12 protein-coding genes are annotated in these 14195 nt (G+C 64.7%); 11 read left to right on the forward strand and 1 reads right to left on the reverse strand.

All coding sequences use genetic code 11. From position 1 onward, the window contains the following. Positions 1 to 679, reverse strand: a 679-nt coding sequence (locus ACREXZ_RS17730) for a pyridoxal-phosphate dependent enzyme (protein WP_431765412.1), incomplete at its 3' end; no start/stop codon positions are given. 564 nt (positions 680 to 1243) lie between these two features. Here ACREXZ_RS17730 and ACREXZ_RS17735 point away from each other — a divergent pair. The 11 genes from ACREXZ_RS17735 (at position 1244) to aspS (ending at position 14185) form a co-directional block, all read left to right on the forward strand. After that, the gene (locus ACREXZ_RS17735) at positions 1244 to 5290 is read left to right on the forward strand and encodes a DUF3683 domain-containing protein (protein ID WP_431765413.1); all 4047 of its coding nucleotides are present in this window, start codon (positions 1244 to 1246) and stop codon (positions 5288 to 5290) included. A gap of 32 nt (positions 5291 to 5322) precedes the next feature. Further along, a complete protein-coding gene (locus tag ACREXZ_RS17740) occupies positions 5323 to 5751 on the forward strand; it encodes an HIT family protein (protein ID WP_431765595.1) in 429 nt (142 codons plus the stop codon). Between the two features lie 9 nt (positions 5752 to 5760). Beyond that, positions 5761 to 6174 carry a gamma-butyrobetaine hydroxylase-like domain-containing protein gene (locus tag ACREXZ_RS17745; protein WP_431765414.1) on the forward strand — a complete coding sequence of 138 codons (414 nt, stop codon included), beginning with the start codon at positions 5761 to 5763 and terminating at the stop codon, positions 6172 to 6174. 76 nt (positions 6175 to 6250) lie between these two features. Continuing rightward, positions 6251 to 6982, forward strand: a complete 732-nt coding sequence (gene ubiE, locus ACREXZ_RS17750; RefSeq protein WP_431765415.1) for a bifunctional demethylmenaquinone methyltransferase/2-methoxy-6-polyprenyl-1,4-benzoquinol methylase UbiE — start codon at positions 6251 to 6253, stop codon at positions 6980 to 6982. A 35-nt stretch (positions 6983 to 7017) separates the two neighbouring features. Continuing rightward, complete coding sequence (locus ACREXZ_RS17755; RefSeq protein WP_431765416.1) at positions 7018 to 7995, forward strand: Tim44 domain-containing protein; 978 nt, start codon at positions 7018 to 7020, stop codon at positions 7993 to 7995. A 109-nt stretch (positions 7996 to 8104) separates the two neighbouring features. Beyond that, positions 8105 to 8749: a ubiquinone biosynthesis accessory factor UbiJ gene (locus ACREXZ_RS17760; protein ID WP_431765417.1), complete on the forward strand. Its 645-nt coding sequence runs from the start codon at positions 8105 to 8107 to the stop codon at positions 8747 to 8749. Between the two features lie 15 nt (positions 8750 to 8764). Next, a complete protein-coding gene (gene ubiB / locus ACREXZ_RS17765; RefSeq protein ID WP_431765418.1) occupies positions 8765 to 10342 on the forward strand; it encodes a ubiquinone biosynthesis regulatory protein kinase UbiB in 1578 nt (525 codons plus the stop codon). Positions 10343 to 10405: 63 nt separating this feature from the next. Continuing rightward, the gene (locus tag ACREXZ_RS17770; protein WP_431765419.1) at positions 10406 to 11053 is read left to right on the forward strand and encodes a methyltransferase domain-containing protein; all 648 of its coding nucleotides are present in this window, start codon (positions 10406 to 10408) and stop codon (positions 11051 to 11053) included. 147 nt (positions 11054 to 11200) lie between these two features. After that, the gene (locus ACREXZ_RS17775; protein WP_431765420.1) at positions 11201 to 11590 is read left to right on the forward strand and encodes an FmdB family zinc ribbon protein; all 390 of its coding nucleotides are present in this window, start codon (positions 11201 to 11203) and stop codon (positions 11588 to 11590) included. Positions 11591 to 11659: 69 nt separating this feature from the next. Next, entirely contained in the window at positions 11660 to 12322 is a 663-nt protein-coding gene (locus tag ACREXZ_RS17780) for a DUF502 domain-containing protein (RefSeq protein WP_431765421.1), read from the forward strand. Between the two features lie 60 nt (positions 12323 to 12382). Beyond that, positions 12383 to 14185: an aspartate--tRNA ligase gene (gene aspS / locus ACREXZ_RS17785; RefSeq protein WP_431765422.1), complete on the forward strand. Its 1803-nt coding sequence runs from the start codon at positions 12383 to 12385 to the stop codon at positions 14183 to 14185. Positions 14186 to 14195 lie beyond the last annotated feature (10 nt).

Below are 14195 nucleotides of genomic sequence, written 5' to 3' on the forward strand. Positions count from 1 at the left end.
CGAGCGTCACGCGCTCGCCCGCCTTCAGCGACTGCGCCATCGCGCAGGAGTCCTCGGTCTGCACGCCGATCACGCGGATCTCCGGACGCACGGCCTTCACGTACGCGGCGATTCCCGCGGCCAGCCCGCCACCGCCGATCGGCACGAAGATCGCGTGGATCGGTCCCTGGTGCTGGCTCAGGATTTCCATCGCGACCGTCCCCTGGCCGGCGATCACGTCGGGGTCGTCGAACGGATGCACGAAGGTCAGGCCGCGGGCCTGCTGCAATTGCAGTGCGTGCGCGTAAGCGTCGCTGTACGACTCGCCCACCTGCACGACTTCAACAGTCGGGCCGCCGTGGGTGCGCACCGCGTCGACCTTGACCTGTGGAGTCGTGACCGGCACCACGATCACGGCCTTCACGCCCATGCGCGCCGCCGACAGCGCGACGCCCTGTGCGTGGTTACCCGCCGATGCGGTGATCACGCCGCGTGCGAGCGCATCAGGCGCGATGTGGGCCATCCGGTTGTACGCGCCGCGCAGCTTGAACGAGAACACCGGCTGGTTGTCCTCGCGCTTCAGGTAGACCGTGTTGCCCAGTCGTTCCGATAGCGCACGCGCCGGTTCGAGCTCCGTCTCGCGCGCCACGTCGTAGACCTTCGCGGTGAGGATTTTTTTCAGGTAGTCGAGAGAGGCCATGCAGGTCGCGCGGAGAGCGCTCGAAAAGGCGGGAAAGGGCCAATGATAGCGCCAACGGGTCACGCGCTGAGCGATGGGCGGACGGCGCAGGCGTGCTACGGATGGGTTTTCAGGCGATGCGTCAGCAGCAGATTGAACGCATGCGCGGTACAGCTTCACGGCACGCCAAGTCGATCTCCCCAGCCAACCGTCCGGTCGAAGAATTCACGAGCCGACCGCCTTCCCGCAGGCCGCAAACGCCTGCTGCAGTGCGATGCGAGCCCCGGCGTCGCCGTCGATCCTGCGGTAGAATCCATTTTTAGAACAAGGATCGGAAGATGCACTGGCAGCCTCGGGTCGCCCATTTGATGCCCGCACCGCGTGAGTCTCGTCCCGCGGCGCAGCGGCACGTGCGGCACGGACGATCGTGTAGCGTCATCTGAGCGCCGCGAAGCGGCCGGCGTGAGTTGTCCGCCGGCAGGGGCTTCGCTCTCCAGAGAAGAAGATTTCCAGCATTGCGCCCCACGCGCACCGTCAGCCGGCGTTCCATCGAGCGCGCGCGCTGACCCACCGAGTCGTCCGAACATGAACGCACCTCAAGTTTTCGATCCGCACGGAGCTGCCGCTGCGGTGGTCGCCGATCCCGAACCGCGCCTGCGCGAAATTCCCTACAACTACACGTCGTTTTCCGATCGCGAAATCGTCATCCGCCTGCTGGGCGACGATGCATGGGCCGCGCTCGCCGAACTGCGTGCCGAACGCCGCACCGGTCGCTCGGCGCGGATGCTCTACGAAGTGCTCGGCGACATCTGGGTCGTGCGCCGTAATCCGTATCTGCAGGACGACCTGCTCGACAATCCGAAGCGCCGCGCGTTGCTGATCGAAGCACTGCATCACCGTCTCGCCGAAATCGAAAAGCGCCGCCGCGCCGATCTCACCGAGCACGCCGACGAAGCCGGTGTCGGCCGCGCGGCACGCGTCGAAACGCTCGTGCTGGCTGCCCGCCGCGCGATCGATGCATTCGCCGGCGAGTTCGACAAGATGGCCGAACTGCGCCGCCGTGCGACCAAAGCGCTCGGTCGCCGGACGGAGAAGGACAACATCAAGTTCGACGGGCTGTCGCGTGTGTCGCACGTCACCGATGCGACCGACTGGCGCGTCGAGTACCCGTTCGTCGTGCTGACGCCGGACAGCGAAGCCGAGATCGCCGGGCTCATCAAAGCCTGCTTCGAGCTTGGGCTCACGGTGATTCCGCGTGGCGGCGGCACCGGCTACACGGGCGGCGCGATACCGCTTACGCCGTTCTCCGCCGTCATCAACACTGAGAAGCTCGAGCAACTGGGCGCCGTCGAACTGACGGATCTGCCGGGCGTCGCGCGCAAGGTGCCGACCATCTATTCGGGCGCGGGCGTCGTCACGCGTCGCGTCACCGAGGCGGCCGAGCACGCGGGCTATGTATTCGCGGTCGACCCCACCTCGCTCGACGCATCGTGTATCGGCGGCAACGTCGCGATGAATGCGGGTGGCAAGAAGGCCGTGCTGTGGGGTACGGCACTCGACAATCTCGCGTGGTGGCGGATGGTCGATCCGGAAGGCAACTGGCTCGAAGTCACCCGGCTCGATCACAACCTTGGCAAGATCCACGACATTCCGGTCGCGCGTTTCGAGCTGAAGTGGTTCGACGGCGAATACGCGCCGGGCGAGAAACTGTTGCGTACCGAGGCGCTCGAGATCGAAGGCCGCCGGTTCCGCAAGGAAGGGCTCGGCAAGGACGTGACCGACAAGTTCCTCGCTGGTCTGCCGGGCGTGCAGAAAGAAGGTTGCGACGGGCTCATCACGTCGGCGCGCTGGGTGCTGCACAAGATGCCCGCACATACGCGCACGGTGTGCCTCGAGTTCTTCGGCCAGGCGCACGACGCGATCCCGAGCATCGTCGAGATCAAGGACTACCTGTTCGAAACGTCGAAGCAGGGCGGCGCGATTCTCGCGGGCCTCGAGCATCTGGACGAGCGCTATCTGCGCGCGGTCGGCTATGCGACGAAGAGCAAGCGCAGCGCGTTTCCGAAGATGGTGCTGATCGGCGACATCGTCGGCGACGATGCGGACACGGTGGCCGCGGCGACCTCCGAGGTCGTGCGGATGGCGAACGGCAAGAGCGGCGAAGGCTTCGTCGCGGTGAGCGCGGAGGCTCGCAAGCGCTTCTGGCTCGATCGCAGCCGTACGGCCGCGATCGCGAAGCACACCAACGCGTTCAAGATCAACGAAGACGTCGTGATCCCGCTGAACCGGATGGGCGAGTACACCGACGGCATCGAGCGGATCAACATCGAGTTGTCGATCAAGAACAAGCTGCAACTGCTGGATGGGCTCGAAGCGTTCTTCAAGTCCGGCAAGCTGCCGCTCGGCAAGAGCGACGACGCGAACGAGATTCCGAGCGCCGAACTGCTCGAAGACCGCGTGCAGCAGGCGCTCGATCTGCTGACGGCGGTGCGCGCGCGCTGGGAGTTTCTGCGCGACCGGCTAGATATGCCGTTGCGCGAAGCGCAGCACTACATGGTGCAGCTGGGCTACGAGGCGCTGGCTGAGAAGTTCGCCGAGCGCGCCGATGCGCAGCCTGGCGTCAACGTGTTCCACATCACGCAGGACCGCACGGTCCGCGTGTCGTGGAAGCAGGAGATCCGCGCGGAACTGCGGCAGATCTTCAACGGCGGCGAGTTCAAGCCGATCCTCGACGAAGCGCAGGCGATCCACAAGCAGGTGCTGCGCGGCCGCGTGTTCGTCGCGCTGCACATGCACGCCGGCGACGGCAACGTGCACACGAATCTGCCGGTCAACTCCGACAACTACGAGATGCTGCAGGATGCGCACAAGGCGGTCGCGCGCATCATGAAGCTCGCGCGTTCGCTCGACGGCGTGATTTCCGGCGAGCACGGCATTGGCATCACGAAGCTCGAGTTTCTGACCGAGAGCGAGATCGGCGAATTCCGCGCATACAAGCAGCGCGTCGATCCGCACGGACGCTTCAATGCGGGCAAGCTGCTCGAAGGTGCGGACCTGCGCAACGCGTACACGCCGAGCTTCGGGCTGATGGGTTACGAATCGCTGATCATGCAGCAGTCCGACATCGGCGCGATCGCCGATTCGGTGAAGAACTGCCTGCGCTGCGGCAAGTGCAAACCGGTCTGCGCGACGCACGTGCCGCGCGCGAACCTGCTCTATAGCCCGCGCAACAAGATCCTCGCGACATCGCTGCTGATCGAGGCGTTCCTGTATGAAGAGCAGACGCGTCGTGGCGTGTCGATCAAGCACTGGGACGAGTTCAACGACGTCGCCGATCACTGCACCGTGTGCCACAAGTGCGTGACGCCATGCCCGGTCAAGATCGACTTCGGCGACGTCACGATGAACATGCGCAACCTGCTGCGCAAGATGGGCAAGAAGAAATTCAATGCGGGCAACGCGGCTGGAATGTTCTTCCTGAACGCGACCAATCCGCAGACCATCAACCTCGCGCGCACCGCGATGATGGGAATCGGCTACAAGGCGCAGCGGCTCGGCAACGACGTGCTGAAGAAGTTCGCGAAGAAGCAGACGGCGCACCCGCCGGCGACGGTCGGCAAACCGCCGGTCACGCAGCAGGTCATTCACTTCATGAACAAGAAGATGCCGGGCAACCTTCCGAAGAAAACGGCGCGCGCGCTGCTTGACATCGAAGACAACAAGATCGTGCCGATCATCCGCAATCCGAAGTCGACGACCGTCGATTCGGAAGCGGTGTTCTATTTCCCCGGCTGCGGTTCCGAGCGACTGTTCTCGCAGGTCGGCCTCGCCACGCAGGCGATGTTATGGGAAGCGGGCGTGCAGACCGTGCTGCCACCGGGCTACCTGTGCTGCGGCTATCCGCAGCGCGGCTCGGGCCAGTTCGACAAGGCCGAGAAGATCGTCACCGATAACCGCGTGCTGTTCCATCGCGTCGCGAACACGCTGAACTACCTCGACATCAAGACGGTCGTGGTGTCGTGCGGCACGTGCTACGACCAGCTGTCGGGCTACGAATTCGAGAAGATCTTTCCGGGTTGCCGGATCATCGACATCCACGAGTTCCTGCTCGAGAAGGGCATCAGGCTCGACGGTGTGAGCGGCATGCGCTACATGTATCACGACCCGTGCCACACGCCGATCAAGACGATGGACCCGGTCAAGCTCGTCAACGAATTGATGGGCGCCGAGAAGGACGGCTACCGGATCGAGAAGAACGACCGCTGCTGCGGTGAGTCCGGCACGCTCGCGGTGACGCGGCCGGACGTGTCGACGCAGGTGCGCTTCCGCAAGGAAGAAGAGATTCGTAAGGGGGCCGCAAAGCTGCGCGACATTCCGGTGCTGGCCAACGCATCGGCCGGCGCGGCGGGTGCGTCCGACGGTCCCGTGCCAGCCGCGGCCGGCAAGACCGACGTGAAAATCCTGACGAGCTGCCCTTCCTGCCTGCAGGGCCTGTCGCGCTACAACGAGGACGCGAACATCGAGGCGGATTACATCGTCGTCGAGATCGCGCGCCATGTGCTGGGCGAAAACTGGATGGCTGACTATGTCCAGCGGGCCAACAATGGCGGAATCGAGCGCGTGCTGGTCTAATTGCACGCATCACGTATCTGCCGGGGGCGATGATGGACTGCGTATTTTGCCGCGAAGATGGCGGCGATCTGCTGTGGAAGGACGACACGCTGCGTGTCGTCCTTGCCGATGAGCACGACTACCCGGGCTTCTGCCGGGTGATCTGGGGCGAGCACGTCGCCGAGTTTTCCGATCTGCCGGAGCAGGACCGTGACCGCATCATGCGCGCGGTCTACGCTGTCGAACGCGCGATCCGGCGCGTGCTGCAGCCGGTCAAGGTGAATCTCGCGAGCCTCGGCAACCAGGTGCCGCACGTGCACTGGCACGTGATTCCGCGTTTTTCCAACGACCCCCATTTTCCGCTGCCGATCTGGGCGCCGCGCCAGCGCACGGTGTCGGAGGCGCTGCTGGCGTCGCGCCGCGCGCAGGCCACCTTGCTGCGCGACGCGGTGCGCGCCGAAATCGAACTGGCTCTCGCCTGAGGTTCTGACATGAGTGGATTGACTCCCGACACGCCGGTGCCGACCGGCGTCGTCGTGCATGCGCTGTCGCGCGTGCTCGAACTGCAGTATGCGGACGGCGCGGTGTATCGCTTGCCGTTCGAACTGCTGCGCGTGTATTCGCCCTCGGCCGAAGTGCGCGGCCACGGCCCGGGCCAGGAAACGCTGCAAACCGGCAAGCGCGACGTGACGATCACGTCGCTCGAAGGCGTCGGCAACTACGCGCTGCAGCCGACATTCTCCGACGGACATTCCACCGGCATCTATTCGTGGGATCTGCTGCACGACCTTGCAGTTCGTCAGGATGAACTCTGGGCCGGATACCTCGCCAAACTGGAAGCAGCCGGCGTCGATCGCGACGCACCGATGGCCGCGGCGAGCCTCCCCCACGGGCATCGTCACTGATACGATCCAGCCAGACCGCCGCGACGATGCGGCGCAACAATCCAGCATTCCAGAATACGCGAAAGGAACGAGCGCGATGAGCAAAACCCACTTCGGCTTCCAGACAGTCGACGAACAGGAAAAGGCGCAGAAGGTGGCGGGCGTGTTCCACTCTGTCGCGTCGAACTACGACCTGATGAACGACCTGATGTCGGGCGGGATGCACCGCGCGTGGAAGGCGTTCACGGTCGCGCAGGCGGCCGTGCGGCCGGGCTTCCGGGTGCTCGACATCGCGGGCGGTACCGGCGATCTGTCGAAGGCGTTCGCAAAGCAGGCGGGCCCGACCGGCGAGGTCTGGCTGACCGACATCAACGAATCGATGCTGCGCGTCGGCCGCGACCGGCTGCTCGACAAGGGCGTGGTCACGCCCGCGCTGTTGTGCGACGCGGAGAAAATCCCCTTTTCGGACAACTACTTCGACGTGGTGACCGTCGCGTTCGGTCTGCGCAACATGACCCACAAGGACGCCGCGCTTGCGGAGATGCGCCGCGTGCTGAAGCCCGCCGGCAAGTTGCTGGTGCTGGAATTCTCGAAAGTGTGGGACCCGCTGAAAAAAGCCTACGACGTCTATTCGTTCAAGGTGCTGCCATGGCTCGGCGGGCGCTTCGCGAAGGACGCCGAGAGCTACCGCTACCTCGCGGAATCGATCCGGATGCACCCGGACCAGGAAACTTTGAAGACGATGATGGAACAAGCTGGCCTCGACGGCGTCAAATATTACAATTTGTCAGCTGGCGTGGTAGCCTTACACGTGGGGACAAAGTATTAGCACCCCAACCCATTGTCTTTGAAAGGATTTTCGCTATGTCCGAAGCGCGTTCGTCACCTTCCAGAAAGCTTTCGTCGTCGTGGGCGAAGCGAATCGGCACGTTCGCGATGGTCGGTCTGATCGTCGCGGGCACGTTTGCTTCGCTCGATGCGGAGGCGCGTCGCATGGGCGGCAGCCGCAGCATCGGCCGCCAGTCGTCGACCGTTACGCAGCGCCAGGCCACACCGCCGGCCCAACCCGGCCAGCCGATGCAGCAGCAGGGCCAGGCGGCTCAGGCGCAGCGCGGCGCGCAGCCCGCTCCGACGCCGGCCGCCGCACCCAACCGTTCACGCTGGCTCGGACCGATCGCCGGTCTCGCGGCCGGTCTGGGTATCGCCGCGTTGCTGTCGCACTTCGGGCTCGGTGAGGCGTTCGCCGGCGCGATGGCGAATTTCCTCGTGATCGCCGCGATCGCGATGCTGGCCATCTGGCTGATCCGCCGTTTCATGAACCGCAAGCGCGATGCATCCACGCCGGCTTACGCGGGCGGCGCACCGTCGCTGAATCTGGGCGGCCGTTATGGACAGGAGCCGAGCTACACCGCGCCGCAGGGTAGTTCGCTGCCCACCCCGGCTATCGAAGCCGCGCCGGCCGTGCCCGCGAATTTCGATTCGGAAGCGTTCCTGCGCAACGCGAAGGTCTACTTCGTGCGACTCCAGGCCGCATGGGACGCGGGCAACATGGACGACATCCGCGAGTTCACCACGCCTGAGATGTTTGCCGAGGTAAAGGTCGACCTGGATTCGCGCGGCGCGCAGTCTAACCAGACCGACGTGGTGCAGTTGAACGCCGACCTGCTCGCCGCCGAAGATCGCGGCAGCGAGTATCTCGCGAGCGTGCGCTTCTCCGGTCTGATCCGCGAGACGGCGGGTGCCGCGGCCGAGCCGTTCGTCGAAGTGTGGAACCTGTCGAAGTCGTCGCGCAACGGCGAAGGCTGGCTGCTCGCGGGTATCCAGCAGGTCGTGCAGCACTGACATCCGCGTGGGCTGGCCGTTCGGCACAGCCCAGTCCGAAAGCGAACGGACGTTACAATAGGAACCCGCGCGGGCACCTCGCCCGCGCGGGTTTTTCTTTCCATTGCCGATGACCCTCGCCGCCAAGCCCTTCGCTGCCGCCGTCAATCACCTGCTCGCCCGCGAATCGTGGGCCCGCGAGCGCCTCGCTCCTTATGCCGGCAAGATCGCCCGGCTCTCCTGTCCTCCCGTCTCGATGATTTTGCTGGTGCAGCCCGACGGCTATCTCGCGGCTGTCGACGAGAGCGATGCACAGCAGTTCGACGTGACGGTCGCGGTGGCCTCGGATGCGTTGCCGGCGTTCGTGCAGGGCGGTCAGGCCGCAGTGATGAAGCACGTGAAGATCGAAGGCGACGCCGAGTTCGCGACCGTGATCGCGAAGCTCGCCGAGCATCTGCGCTGGGAGCCGGAAGAAGATCTGGCGCGGCTGATCGGCGACGGTCCCGCATGGCGCGTGGCGACAGCCGCGCGCTCGGTTAGCGAGCACGCGCGTCGCACGGGACGCAACCTGCTCGATTCGGTGGCCGAGTACCTGCTCGACGAAGATCCGCAACTCGTCCGGCGCGCGGCGCTCGACGAATTCAACGACGAGCTGGCCCGCACCCGCGACGCGCTCGCGCGTGTCGAAAAGCGCGTCGAGCGCCTGCAACAGAAGGTCGAAGCCCGAGGCCCATCTGCGCCGGGCGGCGCCGCCACGTCGCGCGGCACGCGCTAGTCATCGGGCACTACCATGCGTTTTCTGCGTTTCCTCAAGATTTTCTTTACGGTTATCCGCTTCGGTCTCGACGAGATGATGCTGAGCCGCATCAACGACCGGCGTGTGCGTCTGCTGTTGCGCGTGACCACGATCGGCCGGCGCTTCGACGCGCCGCCGGGCGTGCGGCTGAGGCTCGCGCTCGAAAGCCTCGGGCCGATCTTCGTGAAATTCGGGCAGGTGCTGTCGACGCGGCGCGATCTGCTGCCGGTCGATATCGCGAACGAACTCGCGAAGCTGCAGGACCAGGTGCCGCCGTTCGATTCTGACGTCGCAATCGGGCTGATCGAGAAGTCGCTCGGCGCACCGGTCGATGTGCTGTTCGACGATTTCGAGCGGGTGCCGGTGGCGAGCGCATCGATTGCGCAGGTGCATTTCGCGAAGGTGAAAGCGGGCCAGCACGCGGGCAAGCCGGTGGCGGTGAAGGTGTTGCGGCCGAACATGCTTCCGGTGATCGACTCTGATCTCGCGCTGCTGCGCGACATCGCGGTATGGGCGGAGCGTTTGTGGGCCGACGGCAAGCGGCTCAAGCCGCGCGAAGTGGTCGCCGAGTTTGATAAATACCTGCACGACGAACTCGACCTGATGCGCGAAGCGGCGAACGGCAGCCAGCTGCGCCGCAACTTCGCCGGGCTCGATCTGCTGCTCGTGCCGGAGATGTACTGGGAGTTCTGCACGCCGACCGTGCTGGTGATGGAACGGATGGTCGGTGTGCCGATCAGTCAGGTGGAGACGTTGCGCGCGGCGGGCGTCGATATCCCGAAGCTCGCGCGCGAAGGCGTCGAGATCTTTTTCACGCAGGTGTTTCGCGACGGCTTCTTTCACGCGGACATGCACCCCGGCAACATCCAGGTAAGTCTCGATCCCGCGCATTTCGGTCGCTATATCGCGCTCGACTTCGGGATCATCGGTGCGCTGTCGGACTTCGACAAGAACTACCTCGCGCAGAACTTCCTCGCGTTTTTCAAACGCGACTATCACCGGGTCGCGACGCTTCACCTCGAGTCGGGCTGGGTGCCGGCTACCACGCGCGTCGAGGAACTGGAAAGCGCGATCCGCGCGGTCTGCGAGCCGTACTTCGACCGCGCGCTGAAAGACATCTCGCTCGGCCAGGTGCTGATGCGGCTGTTCTCCACGTCACGCCGGTTCAACGTCGAGATCCAGCCGCAACTCGTGCTGCTGCAGAAAACGATGCTGAACGTCGAAGGGCTAGGCCGTTCGCTCGACCCTGAACTCGATCTGTGGAAGACCGCGAAGCCGTATCTCGAACGCTGGATGAACGAGCAGATCGGTTTGCGCGGCTGGTACGAGCGGCTCAAGATCGAGGCGCCGCAGTGGAGCAAGACGCTGCCGCAACTGCCGCGTCTGATCCATCACCTGCTGGCCGAACGGCACGACGCGCAGCGCGGTCCGAACGACGACGTGGTCCGCCAGATCCTGCTCGAGCAGAGGCGCACGAACCGGTTGCTGCAGGGGCTGCTGGTTTTCGGCATCGCGGTCGGGGTAGGTGCGGTGCTCGCGCGTGCGTGGCTCGCGCTGGCGTATGGTGGTTGAACGGGTGGTTGAAGAGTAGCTAAACGCGGCTGAACCGGCCGCCGCATTCGAAGGAGCCGATTCATGAGCGATCCATCTGAGCCGGGCACGCCAGACGCATCCAGTCCGCCGCCGGCTTTCACCGCTCGCGACCCGGGCGCCCCCGAGTTCTGGAGCGAGCGTTTCGAGCGGGGCTACATGCCGTGGGATCAAGCTGGCGTGCCCGCGTCATTCCAGGCGTTCGCGGAACGGCATGCGGATGCGGCCGTACTGATTCCTGGCTGTGGCAGCGCGTGGGAAGCGCTGTGGCTCGCGAGCCGCGGTCGCCAGGTGCGCGCGATCGACTTCTCGCCCGCGGCCGTCGATGCCGCGCGCTCCGTGCTCGGCGCGCACGCCGATACGGTCGAGCAGGCCGACTTCTTCGCGTACCGGCCGCCGTTCGAGCCAGGCTGGATCTACGAGCGAGCGTTCCTGTGCGCGCTGCCACTCGCCATGCGCGCCGCTTACGCGCAGCGGATGGCCGAGCTCGCGGCGCCGGGTGCACTGCTGGCCGGTTTCTTTTTCTTCGCCGAGACGCCGAAGGGGCCGCCGTTCGGCATCGAACGCGCGGAACTCGAGCGCCTGCTCGGGTCTTCCTTCGAGCTGATCGAAGACGAGCCCGTAAGCGGTTCGATCCCGATCTTCGAAGGACGGGAGCGCTGGTTGACATGGCGCCGCCGCGAATCGCGCTGAAACTTGAAACGCCGTGCCGTCGCCCTCATTTAAGCCGGCAACGGCCGGGCTGGCCACCAGTCCCTGAAAACCACGGGGAGCAAGCCGTTTGCGGCTATAATTCAAGGCTTTGCAAGCGTTTCCAGGATTTCCGCAGGGAAAAGAAATATGCCGATCTACGCTTATCGTTGTGAGTCATGCGGCTTCGGGAAGGATGTCCTCCAGAAGATGAGCGACGCGCTGCTGACCGACTGCCCCGAATGCGGCAAGTCCACATTCCGCAAACAGGTGACCGCCGCCGGCTTCCAGCTGAAGGGCTCCGGCTGGTACGTCACGGATTTCCGCAGCGGTAGCGGAGCGAAAGCACCGAATAGCGCGAGCGACGCGGATGCGACGCCGGCCAAGGATGCCGCGGCGACGCCTGGCACCGAAGGCAAGGAAAGCACGGGCAGCAAGCCCGACGCAGGCGCTTCATCCGCCTCCGGCAGCACCGATGCACCGGCCGCTACACCCGCCGCAACGCCGGCGCCTGCCTCATCAGGTGCCGGCGGCACCTGAAGCATTGCTGCCTGCGGGCGGCATACATACCGAACCCGGCGTCGCCGGGACGGTTCTCTGGCGGTACACATGACGACGACGAAGAAAACGACGCTCAAATCGGTGTTCCTGACTGGCCTGCTGGTGCTGGTGCCTCTTGCCATCACACTGTGGGTGCTCGGCCTCATCATCGGTACGATGGACCAGACGCTGCTGCTGCTGCCGACCTCATGGCAACCGGAGCGCGCGCTCGGCTTCCGTCTGCCGGGCCTCGGTGCGGTGCTGACGCTGGCGTTCATCTTCATCGTCGGGCTGCTCACGCAGAACTTCATCGGCCAGAAGCTCGTCAAGTGGTGGGAGCTGGTGGTGGGTCGCATCCCCGTTGTCGGGCCGATCTACACGAGCGTCAAGCAGGTATCCGACACGCTGCTGTCGAGTAGCGGCAACGCATTCCGCAAGGCACTGCTGATCGAATACCCGCGCAAGGGCTCGTACACGATCGCGTTTCTGACCGGCATCCCCGGCGGCGACGTTGTCAATCACCTGAAGGAAGAGCACGTCAGCGTGTATGTGCCGACCACGCCGAACCCGACGTCCGGCTTTTTCCTGATGGTGCCGCGTAGCGAAGTCGTCGAGCTCGACATGACGGTCGACGCGGCGCTCAAGTACATCGTTTCGATGGGTGTCGTGGCACCGTCCGCGCCGCAGCAGCCCGCGCCGGCGCGTCGCAGCACTGTCGGGCCTCCGCTGTAATGCCGGCGCGTGTCCGCGGACGCGCGCCGATCAACCAATGCAAAACGAAAGACGAACATCATGTCGATGAGATCTGAATACTGCGGTCTGGTGACCGAACACCTGCTGGGCCAAACCGTGTCGCTGTGCGGCTGGGTGCAACGCCGGCGCGATCATGGCGGCGTCATTTTCATCGACCTGCGCGATCGCGAGGGCCTCGTCCAGGTCGTGTGCGATCCGGACCGTGCCGAGATGTTCAAGACCGCCGAAGACGTGCGCAACGAGTTCTGCGTGCGGGTGCAAGGCCTCGTGCGCAACCGTCCGGAAGGCACCGTCAACGCGGGCCTGAAGAGCGGCAAGATCGAAGTGCTGTGCCAGGAACTGACGGTGCTGAACCCGTCGGTCACGCCGCCGTTCCAGCTCGACGACGACAACCTGTCCGAGACGACGCGCCTGACCCATCGGGTACTCGACCTGCGTCGTCCGCAGATGCAGCACAACCTGCGGCTGCGCTATCGCGTCACGATGGAAGTGCGCAAGTACCTCGATGCGCTCGGCTTCGTCGACATCGAAACGCCGATGCTCACGAAGAGCACGCCGGAAGGCGCGCGCGACTACCTCGTGCCGTCGCGTACGAACCCGGGCCAGTTCTTCGCACTGCCGCAGTCGCCGCAGCTGTTCAAGCAACTGCTGATGGTCGCGAACTTCGATCGTTACTACCAGATCGTCAAGTGCTTCCGCGACGAGGACCTGCGCGCGGATCGCCAGCCGGAATTCACGCAGATCGACTGTGAAACGTCGTTCCTGGGCGAGCAGGAAATCCGCGACCTGTTCGAGGACATGACGCGTCACGTGTTCAAGGAAACGATCGGCGTCGAACTTGCGGCGACCTTCCCGGTGATGAAGTACTCGGAAGCGATGCAGCGCTTTGGTTCGGACAAGCCGGATCTGCGCGTGAAGCTCGAATTCACCGACCTGACCGACGTGATGAAGGATGTCGACTTCAAGGTATTCAGCACGCCGGCCAACACGAAGGACGGCCGCGTCGCGGCGCTGCGCGTGCCGAAGGGCGGCGAGCTGTCGCGCGGCGATATCGACAGCTACACCGAATTCGTGCGGATCTACGGCGCGAAGGGTCTGGCGTGGGTCAAGGTCAACGAAGTCGCGAAGGGCCGCGACGGGCTGCAGAGCCCGATCGTGAAGAACCTGCACGACGCGTCGATCGCGGCGATCCTCGAGCGCACCGCCGCTCAGGACGGCGACATCATTTTCTTCGCGGCCGACCGCGCGAAGGTCGTCAACGACAGCCTCGGCGCACTGCGTCTGAAGATCGGCCATTCGGAATTCGGCAAGGCAAACGGCCTCGTCGAAACCGGCTGGAAGCCGCTGTGGGTGATCGACTTCCCGATGTTCGAGTACGACGAAGAGGAAAACCGCTACGTCGCCGCGCACCATCCGTTCACGAGCCCGAAGGACGAGCATCTAGAGTATCTCGAGACCGATCCGGCCCGCTGCCTCGCGAAGGCCTACGACATCGTGCTCAACGGCTGGGAAATCGGTGGCGGCTCGGTGCGTATCCACCGCGAGGAAGTGCAGAGCCAGGTGTTCCGCGCGCTGAAGATCAACGCCGAGGAAGCGCGTGCGAAGTTCGGCTTCCTGCTCGACGCGCTGCAGTACGGCGCGCCGCCGCATGGCGGTATCGCGTTCGGTCTCGATCGTATCGTCACGATGATGGCCGGTGCCGATTCGATCCGCGACGTGATCGCGTTCCCGAAGACGCAGCGTGCGCAAGATCTGCTCACGCAGGCGCCGAGCGAAGTCGACGAGCGCCAGCTGCGCGAGCTGCATATCCGCTTGCGCCAGCCGGAACCGAAGGTTTCCTGAGCTTCACGTC

Source organism: Paraburkholderia sp., from assembly GCF_050742655.1.
GTDB lineage: Bacteria > Pseudomonadota > Gammaproteobacteria > Burkholderiales > Burkholderiaceae > Paraburkholderia.